The organism is Niveibacterium sp., from assembly GCF_041909475.1.
Lineage (GTDB): Bacteria > Pseudomonadota > Gammaproteobacteria > Burkholderiales > Rhodocyclaceae > Niveibacterium.
In genome coordinates, this window is sequence record NZ_JAYRDJ010000037.1 from 1 (window position 1) to 14,124 (window position 14,124).

Here is a 14,124-nt window from a genome sequence, read left to right on the forward strand (position 1 = left end):
TTGAAAACGATCGGAATACGTTCGGAAAACCTTAAACTCAACCCCGGCTGATCGGTCCCCGATCAGCACCAGCCCCCGGCTCACTTTTCAGTCGGCACTGCGGCTCAGTCTAAAGTCGGCGCGGACAAGTTCGCTCATGACTGAATGCGCGAGGTGGTGCTGTGTGGTGTCGCGCTCGTCGTCGGGGACGTTGCTCAGCAGGTATGACAGGTAGGCGACGCCGCGCATAAGAGCGGCCGGCACCATGTCGAGTTGGTCGGCGGAACGCTCAAAGGCCTCTGGGGCGTGGTCGCGTGCGGCTTGTGCAAGCGTGTCGAACGCATAGGCGAGCGTAAAGAATTCGCGCTCGTTGCTGGTATCGTTTTGGTCAGCCATGGTGCTACTCCTTTTCAGTAGTGCTGTGGTTAGGCGGGCCGGGTGCTGCAACACCCGGTGCCGCCGCGTATGCCTGAAGCCGTCAGGCTGCGGTTCTTAAGCCACTTGTCCGTTGAGCGGGATCACTTCGGCGCCAGCCTTGAGTTGATCCAAATAGTCTGCCCACGCCTGCATCATTCGGCGGCGCTCTGGTAGGTGCTTCGCGAAGTTGTACGCCGCGACAACCTGATTTCGCTTTCCGTGGGCTAGTTGCGCCTCGATGGCGTCGTTTAGCCACCCCAGTTCATGCAGGAGCGTCGAGGCCATCGAGCGGAAGCCATGCCCGGTCATTTCGTCGGAGGTGTAGCCCATGCGACGAAGCGCCGCGTTAATGGTGTTTTCACTCATCGGCCGTTGAGCGGTGCGCTCACTGGGGAATACGAAGCGGCCAGCCCCGGTCAGGGGCTGCACTTCTCGAAGCGCGGCGATTGCCTGCTCCGATAGAGGGACTATGTGCTGCTCCCTCATCTTCATCTTGTGTGCTGGTATGCGCCATTCCGCTCTGTCCATATCGAACTCGGCCCACTCCGCGTGTCGTAGCTCCCCTGGGCGCACAAAGGTGAGCGAGGCCACTTTCAGCGCGGTTCGCGATACGAGTGAACCGGTGTATCCGTCGATCGCCCGCAGCAGATCGCCAACCTCTTTGGGGTTCTTGATAGATGCGTGATGCTTGACCTTGATCGGCGCCATGACATCTCGCAGATCGACGTCGCGAGACGGGTCGCGAGTCATTAGGCCGTGAGCAACGGCAAACCGGAAGATGCGCCCGCAGTTGTTGTGCACGCGCTTGGCGATATCCACGGCGCCCCGAGACTCAATTCGGCGCACCAGCGCGACGATGTCGGCAGCTGTGATGTCGGAGACTGGTTTTGCGCCGAGGTAAGGAAACGCGTCGCGCTCCAAAAATCGGAGGATCTTGGCGCTTGTGGTCGCAGTGAGTGCGCTTGACGTCTTTTTGTGCCAAGCGCGCGAGATGGCTTCGAAGCTTGTCTCTGTCGAGACCTTGCGGCGCTCTTTTTCGGCTTTCTTCTCGGCGCCAGGGTCTTTCCCTTCTTTCAGGGCTTTGCGCGCCATAGTCGCCCGCTCGCGTGCCTCTGGGGCTCGTACCTCGGGGTACGCACCTAAAGCTAGCCGCTTCTCCTTACCACCGAATCGATACTTCCACCGCCACAGCTTGCCCCCGGCCGGGGAAACCTCAAGGTAAAGCCCCTCTCCGTCAGTGAGTCGGTAGGGTTTTTCGGCAGCCTTGGCGTTGCGGATCTCGATGTCAGTGAGGGGCACGGCATCCTCGTATTAGGGGGCATCTTTGCTCTGGGGCTCCTGTTTGTTGCCCCGTGCCCCCAATTGTGCCCCCGTATGCCCCCGGCTATCAACGAGTCATTTTGGAGTGTTTTGGACATGAAAAAAGCCGCAACGCCTTTTGGTTATTGGCTTTGCGGCTCTTTGTGGTTCTGCTTGGACAGAAATTTGGTGCCCGAAACGGGACTCGAACCCGTACTCCTTACGGAAGCGGATTTTAAGTCCGCAGCGTCTACCGATTTCGCCATTCGGGCAGGCGGGCGCGCATTGTAGCGGATCATTCGCGTGCTGCCTCGTCGATATGGGGCGCAATGCGTGGGACGGTGACGCGGAAGGTCGTGCCGACGCCGACTTCGCTCTCGACCGAGATCTGCCCCCCGAGAATGCCGGTGACGATGTTGTGCACGATGTGCAGCCCCAGTCCGCTGCCCTGGCGTCCGCGCTTCGTGGTGAAGAAGGGATCGAAGATCTTGCGCATGTGCTCGGGTGGAATGCCGCAGCCGTTGTCCTGAATCGTGAGGCGGACTGCACTCGGGCCGTCTTCGCTGCCCGCGATGCGAATGCGGCCACTGTCACGGCCTTCCAGGCCGTGAATGATGGCGTTGGCGATCAGGTTGGTGAGCACCTGGCCGAGCGGGCCGGGGTAGCTGTCGAGTCGCAGGCCGGGCTGAACGTCGGTCTCGACCTGAAATGGGGTGGTGCGGAAGGTTGGTTGCAGCGTCACGATGATTTCGCTGACGAGCTCTTCGAGCTTGAACGTACGGCGCTGCTGGCTGGTCTGGTCTACCGCAACCTGTTTGAAGCTGGAGATCAGCTCTGCCGCGCGGTGCAGGTTGCGCATCAGGATGTCCGTCGCGGAGTCTGCCTCGTTGAGGTACTCGTTGAGCTGTGAGCGGCGCAGGCCGGTTTGCATGCTGCCATGCACTCCGAGCGTGGAGTCGCGCAGCGTGCTTGCGACCATCATGCTGTTCCCGATCGGGGTATTCAGCTCATGTGCGACGCCGGCGACAAGGCCTGCGAGGGCCGCGAGTTTTTCGGCCTGCACCAGCTCGTTCTGCGTGAGTTGCAGGCGTTCCAGCGTTTGCTTGAGGTCGCGGGTACGTTGTTCCACGCGGGCTTCGAGGGTGCGGTTGAGCTCTTCCACCTCGCGCTGGATGCGGCGTTGCTCGGTGACGTCGATGATGTTCACGAGAATCGTGTTGGTGTTGCCGTCCGGCAGCACGCGGGCCCACACGCGGGTTTGCAGATGTCGCCCGCTCTTGTCCTGAAGTTCAAGATCGGTGCCCGACGCATAGCCGTGCTCCGCAACTTCCTTGACCCAACGCTGTCGGGTAGCGGGTTCGACGAACAGCCCGAGTTCGGTGCTGGTGTGGCCGACGGCCTCCGCGTGGCTGTAGCCGAACAGATCCGAGAACGCGCGGTTCACATCCAGCAGCTGACCATCGCGCATGTTGGCGAGCGTCATCGCGACCGGTGCTTCGTTGAACGCGAGCGAGAACTTCTCCTGGCTTTCGCGTAGCGCAGTGAGCGTGCGTTGCCGGGCCCATTCGGTACTCGCTCGCAATGCAAAAACATCGCCGAGCGAGCGGGCGAGATCGACGTTGCTGATCGGCTTGTCAAAACTGGCGTTGAGCAGGCCGATCGTGTCGCCATTGGCGCCGGTGAGCGGTATGCCGAGATAGGCGCCGCGATCCGGAACCAGATCTTCGTATTCGGTTAAGCGTTCCGGGTGAGCGGGGTCCGGAATGAGGAGGTGTTCGCCACGCAGAGCGAGTTGCTCGAGTTGCGAGTCGCTCGGCGCGCCCTTTTCGCCGCCGAGCCGCGCGAGGGTTTGCCAACGGTGTTCGAGCAGCAGCCCGATCGATGCGTGGTTGGCCCCCACCGCCTCGGCAAACAGCGACAGCACGGTGTTGTAGAAGCCGGGATCGCTATCACTGTCACGCGCGCTCGCCAGCCCCCGCAGGGCCGAGGCAGCGCGGCGCAGGTCGGACACCTCGCGGAAGAGCACCGCGACGCGATTGGGGCCAGTCTGGAAGGCGTGCACGTCGAAGGTCATCAGCTGACCGCCCACCATGAAACGGAAGTCGTCATTGGTGTAGCGTTCGCCACTGCGTGCAACATGGCGCAGGGCCGCAGGCATGGATGTGCCGGCCTGGCCGGGGAAGGCTTCTTCCAGCGCTTGCCCGCGCAGCCGCGCGCAATCGAGTCCGAGGATGCGATCCGCCGCGCGGTTGGTGGTGATGAGGATCAGTCGGGCGCTCGCGTCGAGCTCGTATTCGAAGACGCCCAGCGGTGCGTAGTCGATCAGCGCGCGCAGCCGCGCTTCGGATTGCGCCAGCGCCAGCTCTGCGGACTTCCGGTCGCTGATGTCGTCGTACACGCCCAGTACGCCGACGACCTGGTCGGCCGCATCGCGCAAAGCAACCTTGCTGCTGCGGTGCCAGCGCGTGCTGCCGTCGGCGAGGGTGACGGCGGCTTCGGTGTTGATGCGCAGCTCACCGCCGCTCATCACGGCGCGATCGTTTTCCTCATGCGCCGCGGCGTTCTTCGCGCCGATCTCGCTGTCGGTGCGGCCAACCAGATCCGGGATCGGCAACCCGATATCGCGCGCGAACAGGGTGTTGGCCCCCAGGTAGCGGCTCTGGGTGTCTTTCCAGAACACCCGCACCGGAATCGTGTCGAGCACGTTCTGCAGCATGCGTCGCGATTCGCGGATGCGCAGCTCTGCCGCTTTCCGCTCGGTGATGTCCTCGACCATCGCGACAATCCGCTGCGGCAGCCCCTGTGCGTCGCGCACCACATTGTTGTGCCACTGGCAGGTGATGCGGGTGTCGTCTTGCCTCACCGCATCGAGTTCCTGCCGCCAGCCTCCGCCGTCAATCCCATCTGCATCGCTGCCCGCGTGCAGGAGTTCTGCGGCGCCAAGAGAGGGGTTGTCCGGCAGCAGAAACGTGATCTCGCGACCAATCACCTGTTGTGCTCGCCAGCCGAAGATCTGCTCGGCTGCGGCGTTCCACGCCAGCACGGTGCCGTCGAGCTGGATTTCGATGATCGCAATCGGGCTCTGCGCGACCAGTAATCGCATGTGCGCTTCGCTGCGTTGTGCTGCGTCTTCCGCGCGGCGGCGCTCGATCAGGTCGACTTCGAGTTGCAGGTTCTTCTCGCCCAGCGTGCCGAGCAATTCGCCGAGTGCGCGACGGGTCGATTCGAGGCGCCCTTCGAGCGCGCCGATCTCGTCGTCGGACTGCGGCACGATCGGCGTGTCGAGTTCTCCGGACGCGAGCCGATCGGCTTCAGCGCCGACACGCTTGAGGGGCCGTACGAGGCGACGTTCGAGTACGAACGCAATCAGCGCGAAGGCGAGCAGGGTTTGTGCCGCAAGCACGCTGATCAGTGCGATCAACTGGGCCCGCAGCGAGCGCATCACCTGCACATCCGAAATCTCGATGCGCACCGTACCGAGCGGGCGCTCGTCGTGCAGGATCGTTCGTGTTGTCTGGTACGTGGCGCCACTCGCGCGCTCGGGGCGGTGTTCCTCGACGAAGACGCCGAGGCTGGTGTCCTGCACCACCACGCGCTGAACATCCGGGCTGCGCATCACCGCCTCGATCAGCTTGCGAGCGGCGGGGGGATTGAAGGCCCAGAGCGGTTCCTGCAGGCCAAGCGCGAGCACATCGCCGTACTGGTTGAGCGCTTCGTCGGTGCGGGCGCGAAGCGTGTCGGCGTAGAGTTGTTGTCCGCCAATCAGGCCGACCAGCGTGCCGGGTACCAGCAGGCCAAACAACACGGCTGCAATGATTGCGCGTCGGACATTTAAGCGGCGTGCCATGCTGAATGGTGTGGTGGTGCGGCCGGGGGGCGTGTCAATCCTTCTGCGCCGCCAGCCATTCCATTAGCGCACCGGGCTCCATCGGCCTGCCGAAGTAGTACCCCTGCGCTTCCTGGCAACCCAGTTGCAGCAGCAGATCGGCCTGGGTGACATCTTCCACGCCCTCCGCAATCACCTCCAGGCCGAGCTTGTGACTGAGCTGGATTACCATTTCCGGGATCTTGGATCCACGCTCTGCATCGGTGATCTCGTTGACGAAGGCGCGGTCGATCTTCAGGCGATCCACCTTCAGCCGTTGCAGGTATGAGAGCGACGAGAAGCCGGTGCCGAAGTCATCCACGGCAACCGTGATGCCCGATTCCTTGAGTTTGTCGAGCGTCTGGAGCAGGAAGTCTGCCTCCACCATCGCCATCGATTCGGTAATCTCAAGTTCGATGCAGGCGGGGTCGCAGCCGCTGTCGTCGATCGCGCGTTTGAGCATGTACGGGAAGCGCGGATGGCGGAACTGCGCCACCGACACATTGATGGCCATGCGCAGATGGCCATAACCTGCGCGAGCAAGGCGCGCCTGCTGGTGGCAGGCGACCCGCATCACCCATTCACCGATGTTGACGATCAGGCCCGAATGCTCAGCCAAGGGAATGAAGCGGTCCGGCGGAATGAACTTGCCGTTGTCGTCGCGCCAGCGAATCAGGGCTTCAAGGCCGATCGCCTTGCGGGTGGCAAGGTTGACTTGCGGCTGGTACACCATGAACAGGCGTTCGTTGTCGAAGGCCTGCCGCAGCGCTTGCAGCAGCATCACGCGTTCCTGGATCTCGACACTCATCTCGCGCGTGAAGTAGTTGATCTCGCCGCGGTTGCGCTGCTTCGCCCGCTTGAGCGCGATGTTGGCGTCCTTGAGTGCCTCGCCACCGCTATCACCGGCGTCCGAAAGACTCAAAACGCCGCAGGTGATCGACACCATGAGTTCCTGGCCGTCGATCACGAACGGGTCGTTGAACAGCCCCATGATGTAGCTCGGCGAAAGCTGGGAGGTTGGCCCGAGCAGGCCGAAGGTGTCACCCGATACGCGCGCGACGACAACCTGATCGCCCACTGCCTGCTTGAGCCGACTGGCCACTTCTTGCAGCAACTGGTCGCCGAAGCGGTGGCCCAGCGCATCGTTGGTCTCGGCAAAGTGGTCCAGATCCACCAGCGCGAGAATCTGATCGGCGTGGTCGTGTGCGGCCAAGCGCCGGTCGATCTGCGTGATGAAGTGGATGCGGTTCGGCAGCCGTGACAGCTGGTCGTAATACGCGAAGGTGTGCAGTCGGGAGAACAGCGCCGCGTTGTCGAAGCCCACCGCGATGTTGGTGCAGAACACTTCCAGCAGGCGCCGGTCGATGTCGTCGAGCGTTTCGCGTGTGTCGAGAAAGGCCGCCACGTCGCGATGCGCATTGCCCTGGAAGAACAGCGTTGTTCCCGGGCCGTCGTATAGGTTGCGCTGATCGTGCAGGCAGCGCGTCAGCGCCGTACGGATGTCCGGGTCGTTGATCGAATCGAGCGGGCGGTTGATCAGGTCGGCGTAGCGGCCGGCGGCGGCAATGACGGTCACTTCCTCGCCACCACTGTCGACGCCGGGGTTGCTCTCCTGTGCGCAGACCAAGCCTTCCGGCGCCAAACCCAGCAATGCCGCGATCTGCGTGATGACGCCGGCTGCGAAGTTGCGCACGCCGTGCAGGGCCATCAGTTCGGCGCTCGCCTGCACGATCATGTCCAGCCCGCGCCGGCTCGCGTTGATGGTGCGGATCTGTTCGTACGAGCGGATCGCCGCGGTCAGCGTGGTGTAGAGCTTGTTGCGTGTGAGCTCGGACTTGGTCTTGTAGTCGTTGATGTCGTAGTCACGGATCGCGTCGATCTCCGGCGCATAACCCGGCTGCCCGGTACGCAGGATGATCCGCGTTTCATTCATGCCGTGGTCTTCACGGATGGTTTTCACGAGGCGCAGGCCCGCATCCTCGTTTTCCATCACCACATCGAGCAGGATCACGGCGATATCGCGCTCATGCTGCAGCAGTTCGCGCGTCTGGCTCGCCGAGTAGGTGTGCAGGAAGTGCAGCGGTCGATGCAGGATCTGCGTGTTACGCAGCGCCAGTACGGTCGTGCTGTGGACATCCGGATCATCATCGACGATCAGCACGCGCCATGCCTTGCGAGGGCTCTCGTGGCCCGCCGCGCTGCCAGCATCCGGCTCGTCGTCAATGAACTCCAGTTCGTCGTCTGGCTGGTTCTGCGCCTCGCTCACCTTGATCTCCCGTGTCGTTCCGGCCACAGGCATGGCCGACGTCGCGCCCCCGATTCTCGCGGTTACGGCATTTCGCGCCCGGACTGAAGGGGAATCTGCCGCAAAGGGGGTTGTTGCCAGACGCGCAATACTACCTGCCCTGCGCGCTCGATGCTGAAAGGGCGGGGGGCGAACGGGCGCCGGGCCCGCAGGCCCGGCGTTCCTGCGGGAATCAGGCGCCGAAGTTAGCGGCGGCAAAATCCCAGTTGGCGAGGTTGTTGAGGAACACCTCGACGAACTTCGGGCGGGCGTTGCGGTAATCGATGTAGTAGGCGTGTTCCCACACGTCGATCGTCAGCAGTGCCTTGTCACCGGTGGTCAGCGGCGTGCCGGCCGGGCCCATGTTCACGATGTCGACCGAACCGTCGGCCTTCTTGACCAGCCAGGTCCAGCCGGAGCCGAAGTTGCCGACAGCGCTCTTCGTGAAGGCTTCCTTGAACGCGTCGAAACTGCCGAACTTGGCGTTGATCGCGTCTGCGAGCTTGCCGCTCGGTGCGCCGCCGCCGTTGGGTTTCATCGAGTTCCAGAAGAAGGTGTGGTTCCACACCTGAGCGGCGTTGTTGTAGATGCCGCCGGCCGGCGCCTTCTTCACGATCGCTTCCAGATCGAGGGCTTCGAATTCCGTGCCCTTGATCAGGTTGTTCAGGTTGGTCACGTAGGCCTGGTGGTGCTTGGCGTAGTGATAGTCGAAGGTCTCGACCGAAATGTGCGGTACCAGCGCATCTTTCGCGTAGGGCAGTGCGGGCAGCGTATGTTCCATTTTTGTGTGCTCCTGTGGGTTGGAAGTCGAATTCTAGTCGGGCAGGGGCTCGGCTTTCGACCCTTTCGCGGAAAGGGTCTCGACACGGGCGGCGATGTGCGCATCACGCGTCTGCACATCGATCCGGTCGCCCGGCGCCAAGCCGGCCGCATCACGCACGACACGGCCTTGCATGTCGCGCACGATTGCAAAGCCGCGTGCGAGCACTGCATCGGGGTTGAGCTGGCCGAGTTGCGCACGCAACGCGTCAAGCTGAAGCCGTTGGGTCGCCAGGCGCCGCTCGAGGTTTGCCGACAGTGCTTGCCTCAGCCGCGCCAGTGTTTGCTGTTCGGTTGCGATGTCTGGCAGCGCATGGGTGAGGCGGTGACCGAGGGTGTCGCAGCGCGCCGTCAGCCGTTCGACCCGCAACGTTGCGGTGCGTTCCAGCCTCGGCGCGAGTGCAGCCAGGCGCTCGCGCTGGCGTGCTAGCCGTTCGCGCGGATGGCGCAGTCGCAGGCGCATCCGGTCCAGCGATTCGAAGGCGCCATCCACCCGCCGTAGCGCGAGTCGCCGCAATGCTTCGCGATGGCGATCCAGCCTTTGCGCGGCTTGCACCAGTCCCGCACTGGCCAGCTCGGCTGCGGCCGTTGGCGTCGCAGCTCTCAGGTCGGCCGCGAAATCCGCGAGCGTGAAGTCCGTTTCGTGGCCGATGCCGCAGACAACGGGGATCGGGCTGGCAGCAATCACTCGCACCAGTTGTTCGTCGTTGAACGCCCAGAGGTCTTCGAGGCTGCCGCCGCCACGACAGACGAGCAGGAGGTCAATACCGTCGGTCGCGGCGCGTGCGCCGGCTTCGGCCACAGCGGTGGCGAGGCGCCCGCCGGCATCGGTTCCCTGAACCGGGCTCGGGTAGATCACCACGGGCAGATGTGGCGCCCGTCGGCCAAGTGCGACCAGTACATCGTGCAACGCCGCGCCGGCCGTTGAAGTGACGATGCCGATACCGCGTGGCAGTGGCGGCAGCGGACGCTTGCGGGCCTCGTCGAACAGACCTTCCGCGGCCAGACGCTCCTTGAGCAGCAGGAACGCCTCGAACAGCCCGCCGCGCCCGGCCTGGCGTATGCCTTCGACCTGCAGCTGGAACTCGCCGCGCGGCTCGTAGAGCGTGGTCAGCGCGCGCACGTCGACCTGCTGGCCTTCTGCAAGGCGAAACGGCAGCAGTTGCGCGCGCGATCGGTACATCACACAGCGCACCTGTGCTGCACTGTCCCGTAGCGTGAAGTACAGGTGGCCCGACGCCGCTCGGGTGAGGTTGGCGACCTCGCCACTGATCCAGCCGAGCGGAAATGCTCCCTCAAGCACGCGCCGCGCGTGTCGGACAAATTCCGACACGGCCACGGCTTCATCTCCGGGGCGAAATAGGGCGTCAGGGCGCGTAAACATTGGCTCCATTCTAGCGGAATCCACATCCAGCGCCGCTTGCAGGGCAATTCGTGCGGTAGATCGACGAATCACCAATCAGGGCTTGTAAGTTACTGAAAAATATGATCTTTCATCTTAGCTTCATTTTGCATCGGAGCAGAAAAATCCCTTCTGCGACGGTCACTTAGCGCATCACCTCGATCGCAATCCACCGAGTTATCCACAGTTTCTGTGGATTGTGTGCTGCGTCGTCCGGCTTGCTCGCCGCCATGCCGCCGCGCTAAAGTCCCACGCTTCGCGATATCCCCCGCATCTAAAGGAGCTGCACACGTGTTGGCGATCATTCAGGCTGCCGGTTGGCCGATCTACTTCCTGATCGTGGCGTCCGTCATCGCCCTTGCTTTGATCCTTGAACGGGTCGTCGCGCTGCGTCGCAGCAAAATTGTTCCGGTCGGTCTGGTCGATAAGATCATCGGTGACCTTCGCCAGGGAGGCATCTCCGACGAGCTGGTGCTGCGCGTGGCGAACCATTCGCCGTTGGGCCGCGTGCTCGCTGCCGGGCTCAAGAATGCCAAGGCTTCGCGCGACGTGATGAAGGAGTCGATCGAAGAGGCCGGCGCCGCCGTTGCGCATGAGCTGGGCCGCTTCCTCACCACGCTGGGCACGATTTCCACCGTCACGCCGCTGATGGGCCTGTTCGGCACCGTGATCGGCATGATCGAGATCTTCGGCTCCACCTCGCCGGGCGGCACCAACCCGCAGCAGCTCGCGCACGGTATCTCGGTGGCGCTCTACAACACCGGCTTCGGCCTGATCATCGCGATCCCCTCGCTGATCGCGTACCGCCACTTCCGCGCCCAGGTCGACGATTTCGTCGTCGAGATGGAGCAGCAGGCGATCAAGCTGGTGGAAGTGCTGCACGGCGAACGCCGCTGACCGGCCGGAGTCTCCAGATGAATTTCCGCCGCGGACGCCGTACCGAGGACGTCGAGATCAACCTGATCCCGCTGATCGACGTGATGCTCGTGATCATCATCTTCCTGATGCTCACGACCACCTACTCGAAGTTCTCGGGGCTCGAGATCAACCTGCCGACCGCTGCTGCGCCGGCTGCCAAGAGCGTGCCGAACGAGATTGATGTGATCGTCACCGCGACCGGCGACGTGATCGTCAATCGTGTGCCGGTCAGCAGCCGCGAACCGGCTGCGATTGCCGACGCACTGCGCCGCGCTCGCCCGCAGAGCGAAAAGGAGCCGGTCGTGATCATCAACGCCGACGCGAAGACGCCGCATCAGGCGGTGATCGACGTGATGCAGGCCGCGCAGGCCGCTGATCTGCCGCAGATCACTTTCGCCACGCAGGCCAGCCAGAACTGACCGTGCGTTCTGCCCCTGGCTTCTGGAAACGCCGCGGCGTCCCCGCGGCGTTTCTCTTTCCGCTCTCGCTGCTGTTCCGTGCTGTCGTCGCGTGTCGGCGCGCGCTGTTTCGCGTCGGTGTCTTGCGCAGCTACGCCGTGGGCGTGCCGGTCATCGTCGTTGGCAACATCGCGGTCGGTGGCAGCGGCAAAACGCCGGTCGTCATCTGGCTCGTCGAGCAACTGCGCGCCGCTGGCTACCGGCCGGGCATCGTCAGCCGCGGCTACGGTGGCAGCGCGCAGGGCGTGACCGGTGTGGAGCAGGACAGTGATCCCGCTGTTTGTGGCGACGAACCCGTGTTGCTGGCGCGGCGTTCGCGTTCCCCGGTTTGGATCGGGCGTGACCGCGTTGCCGCCGCGCGCGCCTTGCGTGCCGCGCATCCCGAGGTCGACGTCATCGTGACCGACGACGGTCTTCAGCATTACCGCCTGCGGCGCGACGTCGAGATCGTCGTAGTCGATGCGCACCAGATGGGTAACCGGCTGATGCTGCCGGCCGGGCCGCTGCGCGAGCCGGTGTCGCGGTTGGCACAGGCGCAGCTGGTGCTGGCGCACGGCGACATGCCACCGGCGGTGCGTGCGAAGTGCCCGCCGGCGCCTGTCTATTCGATGCGGCTGTGGCCGACTGCGTTCTATCGTTTGACCGACCCGCGCCAGCGCCGCTCGCCGGGCGAATTCTCCGACCTTAAGCTGCGCGCACTGGCTGGTATCGGTCGGCCGGAGCGTTTTTTTTCCACACTGCACGACTTCGGCCTGCACCCGGTGGCTGAAGAGGCCTTCGCCGATCACCACCCGTTCACCGCGGATGACGTCGCGCTGCGCGACGCCGATGCGCTCGTGGTGACCGAGAAGGATGCGATAAAATTGCAAGCTTTTGCGCCGCGCGAAACCTGGGTGCTGCCGGTCGATGCCGACATCCGGGAAGGGGCGCTGGAGCGCGTACTGGAGCGTTTGAATGGATGCAAAACTGCTTGAAATCCTGGTCTGCCCGCTGTGCAAGGGGCCGCTCGAGTTCCGCAAGGCGGCCAACGAGCTGGTCTGCAAACCCTGCCGGGTTGCGTACCCGGTGCGCGACGGTATCCCGGTGATGCTCGAAGACGAAGCGCGCGCGCTGGCTGACGACGAGGCGGGCGCCTGAACATGGCGGCGCCTTTCCAGGCCGTGGTGCCGGCGCGCTACGCCTCGACCCGGCTGCCGGGCAAGCCGCTCGCAGACATCGCCGGCAAGCCGATGGTGGTGCGCGTGATGGAGCGTGCGCAGGCCTCGGGCGCCGAGTCGGTGTGGGTGGCGACGGATCACGCCGATGTCGAAGCGGCGGTGCGTGCCTGCGGTGGCAAGGTGCTGATGACGCGGCCGGAGCACCCGAGCGGCACCGATCGGCTGGCGGAAGTCGTCGAGACGCTGGGTTGGCCGGATGACACGATCGTCGTCAATGTGCAGGGCGATGAGCCGCTGATCGATCCGGCAGTAGTGGCCGCCGTGGCGCAGGCGCTGGCCGACGACCCCGCGGCGGCGATCGCCACTGCTGCGCACCCGATCCACGATGCCGACGAGTTCTTCAACCCGGCGGTGGTCAAGGTGGTGTGTGACGCCGCCGGCAATGCGATGACGTTCTCGCGCGCGCCGATTCCGTGGGCGCGCGATGCCTTCGCGAAGGACCGCAGCGTGCTGCCGGCCGAGCTGGGTGCGCTGCGCCACGTCGGGCTCTACGCCTACCGGGTGTCCTTCCTGCGGCGCTACGCCGCGCTGGCGCCGTCGCCGCTTGAGTCGATCGAGATGCTCGAACAGCTCCGCGCGTTGTGGCACGGCTGCCGGATCCGTGTGATCAGGCTCGCGTCGGCGCCGCCGGCGGGCGTGGATACGCCCGAAGACCTGGCCCGCGTGCGGGCCCATTTCGAATCCGCTGCCGCCGGGCACTGAGACCGGCGGCGGTAAGTTCAGGGTAAGCGCGGCCGCCGATACTGGTGATTGCCGCCACACATATCAGGAGAAGGGGAGATGCGTCTGATTCTGTTGGGCCCGCCGGGTGCGGGCAAGGGTACCCAGGCCAAGTTCATCACCGAGAAGTACGGCATTCCGCAGATCTCGACCGGCGACATGCTGCGCGCGGCGATCAAGGAAGGCACGCCGCTGGGGCTTGCTGCCAAGCAGGTGATGGATGCCGGTCAGCTGGTATCGGATGACCTGATCATCGGCCTCGTCAAGGAGCGCCTGGCCCAGCCGGACTGCGCCAAGGGCTATCTGTTCGACGGTTTCCCGCGCACGATTCCGCAGGCTGAAGCCCTCAAGAGCTCGGGCGTTGCGCTCGACTTCGTGCTGCAGATCGATGTGCCGGATTCCGAAATCGTCACCCGCATGAGTGGGCGCCGCGCTCACCTGGCGTCGGGTCGCACCTACCATGTGGTGTTCAACCCGCCCAAGGTGGAAGGCAAGGACGACGTGACCGGCGAGCCGCTGGTGCAGCGCGACGACGACCGTGAAGAAACGGTCAAGAAGCGCCTCGAGGTCTACCACTCGCAGACCGCGCCGCTGGTGAAGTACTACAGCGACTGGGCGGCGACCGGCGACGCGAAGGCGCCGAAGTACCGCATGATCTCCGGCCAGGGCAGCGTGGACGCGATCACCACGCGCGCGCTCGAAGCATTGGCCTGATCGGTTGTTTGGCGCGACCCGGCAAGGGTCGC

Annotated in this window: 12 protein-coding genes and 1 tRNA gene; 6 read left to right on the forward strand and 7 right to left on the reverse strand. The window is 64.2% G+C overall.

Features of this window, described 5'->3' with window-relative positions:
- Positions 1-87: 87 nt before the first annotated feature.
- The 7 genes from ACE3P0_RS18060 to xseA form a co-directional block, all read right to left on the reverse strand.
- Entirely contained in the window at positions 88-375 is a 288-nt protein-coding gene (locus ACE3P0_RS18060) for a hypothetical protein (protein ID WP_374404155.1), read from the reverse strand.
- Positions 376-471: 96 nt separating this feature from the next.
- Positions 472-1,695: a tyrosine-type recombinase/integrase gene (locus ACE3P0_RS18065; protein WP_374404156.1), complete on the reverse strand. Its 1,224-nt coding sequence runs from the start codon at positions 1,693-1,695 to the stop codon at positions 472-474.
- Positions 1,696-1,882: 187 nt separating this feature from the next.
- A tRNA-Leu gene (locus ACE3P0_RS18070) sits at positions 1,883-1,967 on the reverse strand.
- Positions 1,968-1,990: 23 nt separating this feature from the next.
- On the reverse strand, positions 1,991-5,542 hold the full coding sequence (locus ACE3P0_RS18075) for a PAS domain S-box protein (RefSeq protein WP_374404158.1): 3,552 nt from the start codon (positions 5,540-5,542) through the stop codon (positions 1,991-1,993).
- A 34-nt stretch (positions 5,543-5,576) separates the two neighbouring features.
- Positions 5,577-7,859: an EAL domain-containing protein gene (locus ACE3P0_RS18080; RefSeq protein ID WP_374404159.1), complete on the reverse strand. Its 2,283-nt coding sequence runs from the start codon at positions 7,857-7,859 to the stop codon at positions 5,577-5,579.
- 178 nt (positions 7,860-8,037) lie between these two features.
- Positions 8,038-8,625, reverse strand: coding sequence for a superoxide dismutase (locus tag ACE3P0_RS18085; protein ID WP_374404160.1), 588 nt, complete (start codon positions 8,623-8,625; stop codon positions 8,038-8,040).
- Between the two features lie 33 nt (positions 8,626-8,658).
- Positions 8,659-10,047 carry an exodeoxyribonuclease VII large subunit gene (gene xseA / locus ACE3P0_RS18090; protein ID WP_374404161.1) on the reverse strand — a complete coding sequence of 463 codons (1,389 nt, stop codon included), beginning with the start codon at positions 10,045-10,047 and terminating at the stop codon, positions 8,659-8,661.
- Between the two features lie 309 nt (positions 10,048-10,356).
- Here xseA and ACE3P0_RS18095 point away from each other — a divergent pair, with 309 nt between their 5' ends.
- From ACE3P0_RS18095 to adk, 6 genes are all read left to right on the forward strand, one after another.
- Complete coding sequence (locus ACE3P0_RS18095; protein ID WP_374404162.1) at positions 10,357-10,962, forward strand: MotA/TolQ/ExbB proton channel family protein; 606 nt, start codon at positions 10,357-10,359, stop codon at positions 10,960-10,962.
- 17 nt (positions 10,963-10,979) lie between these two features.
- Positions 10,980-11,402 (forward strand): ExbD/TolR family protein, encoded by a 423-nt coding sequence (locus ACE3P0_RS18100; RefSeq protein WP_374404163.1) that lies wholly within the window; start codon positions 10,980-10,982, stop codon positions 11,400-11,402.
- Between the two features lie 2 nt (positions 11,403-11,404).
- A complete protein-coding gene (lpxK, locus tag ACE3P0_RS18105) occupies positions 11,405-12,415 on the forward strand; it encodes a tetraacyldisaccharide 4'-kinase (RefSeq protein WP_374404164.1) in 1,011 nt (336 codons plus the stop codon).
- Positions 12,396-12,578, forward strand: coding sequence for a Trm112 family protein (locus tag ACE3P0_RS18110; protein WP_374404165.1), 183 nt, complete (start codon positions 12,396-12,398; stop codon positions 12,576-12,578). Before lpxK ends, ACE3P0_RS18110 begins: the two co-directional genes overlap by 20 nt.
- Before the next feature lie 2 nt (positions 12,579-12,580).
- Positions 12,581-13,360, forward strand: coding sequence for a 3-deoxy-manno-octulosonate cytidylyltransferase (kdsB, locus tag ACE3P0_RS18115; RefSeq protein ID WP_374404166.1), 780 nt, complete (start codon positions 12,581-12,583; stop codon positions 13,358-13,360).
- 78 nt (positions 13,361-13,438) lie between these two features.
- Positions 13,439-14,092 carry an adenylate kinase gene (adk, locus tag ACE3P0_RS18120; protein ID WP_206255794.1) on the forward strand — a complete coding sequence of 218 codons (654 nt, stop codon included), beginning with the start codon at positions 13,439-13,441 and terminating at the stop codon, positions 14,090-14,092.
- Positions 14,093-14,124 lie beyond the last annotated feature (32 nt).

What these genes read in the sequence shown, in the direction of transcription:
- ACE3P0_RS18080 (WP_374404159.1), bottom strand. Translation starts at nt 7,859, where the DNA reads ATGCCTGTGGCCGGAACGACACGGGAGATCAAGGTGAGCGAGGCGCAG.
- ACE3P0_RS18100 (WP_374404163.1), top strand. Translation starts at nt 10,980, where the DNA reads ATGAATTTCCGCCGCGGACGCCGTACCGAGGACGTCGAGATCAACCTG.
- ACE3P0_RS18110 (WP_374404165.1), top strand. Translation starts at nt 12,396, where the DNA reads ATGGATGCAAAACTGCTTGAAATCCTGGTCTGCCCGCTGTGCAAGGGG.
- ACE3P0_RS18060 (WP_374404155.1), bottom strand. Translation starts at nt 375, where the DNA reads ATGGCTGACCAAAACGATACCAGCAACGAGCGCGAATTCTTTACGCTC.
- ACE3P0_RS18085 (WP_374404160.1), bottom strand. Translation starts at nt 8,625, where the DNA reads ATGGAACATACGCTGCCCGCACTGCCCTACGCGAAAGATGCGCTGGTA.
- kdsB (WP_374404166.1), top strand. Translation starts at nt 12,581, where the DNA reads ATGGCGGCGCCTTTCCAGGCCGTGGTGCCGGCGCGCTACGCCTCGACC.
- ACE3P0_RS18075 (WP_374404158.1), bottom strand. Translation starts at nt 5,542, where the DNA reads ATGGCACGCCGCTTAAATGTCCGACGCGCAATCATTGCAGCCGTGTTG.
- xseA (WP_374404161.1), bottom strand. Translation starts at nt 10,047, where the DNA reads ATGTTTACGCGCCCTGACGCCCTATTTCGCCCCGGAGATGAAGCCGTG.
- adk (WP_206255794.1), top strand. Translation starts at nt 13,439, where the DNA reads ATGCGTCTGATTCTGTTGGGCCCGCCGGGTGCGGGCAAGGGTACCCAG.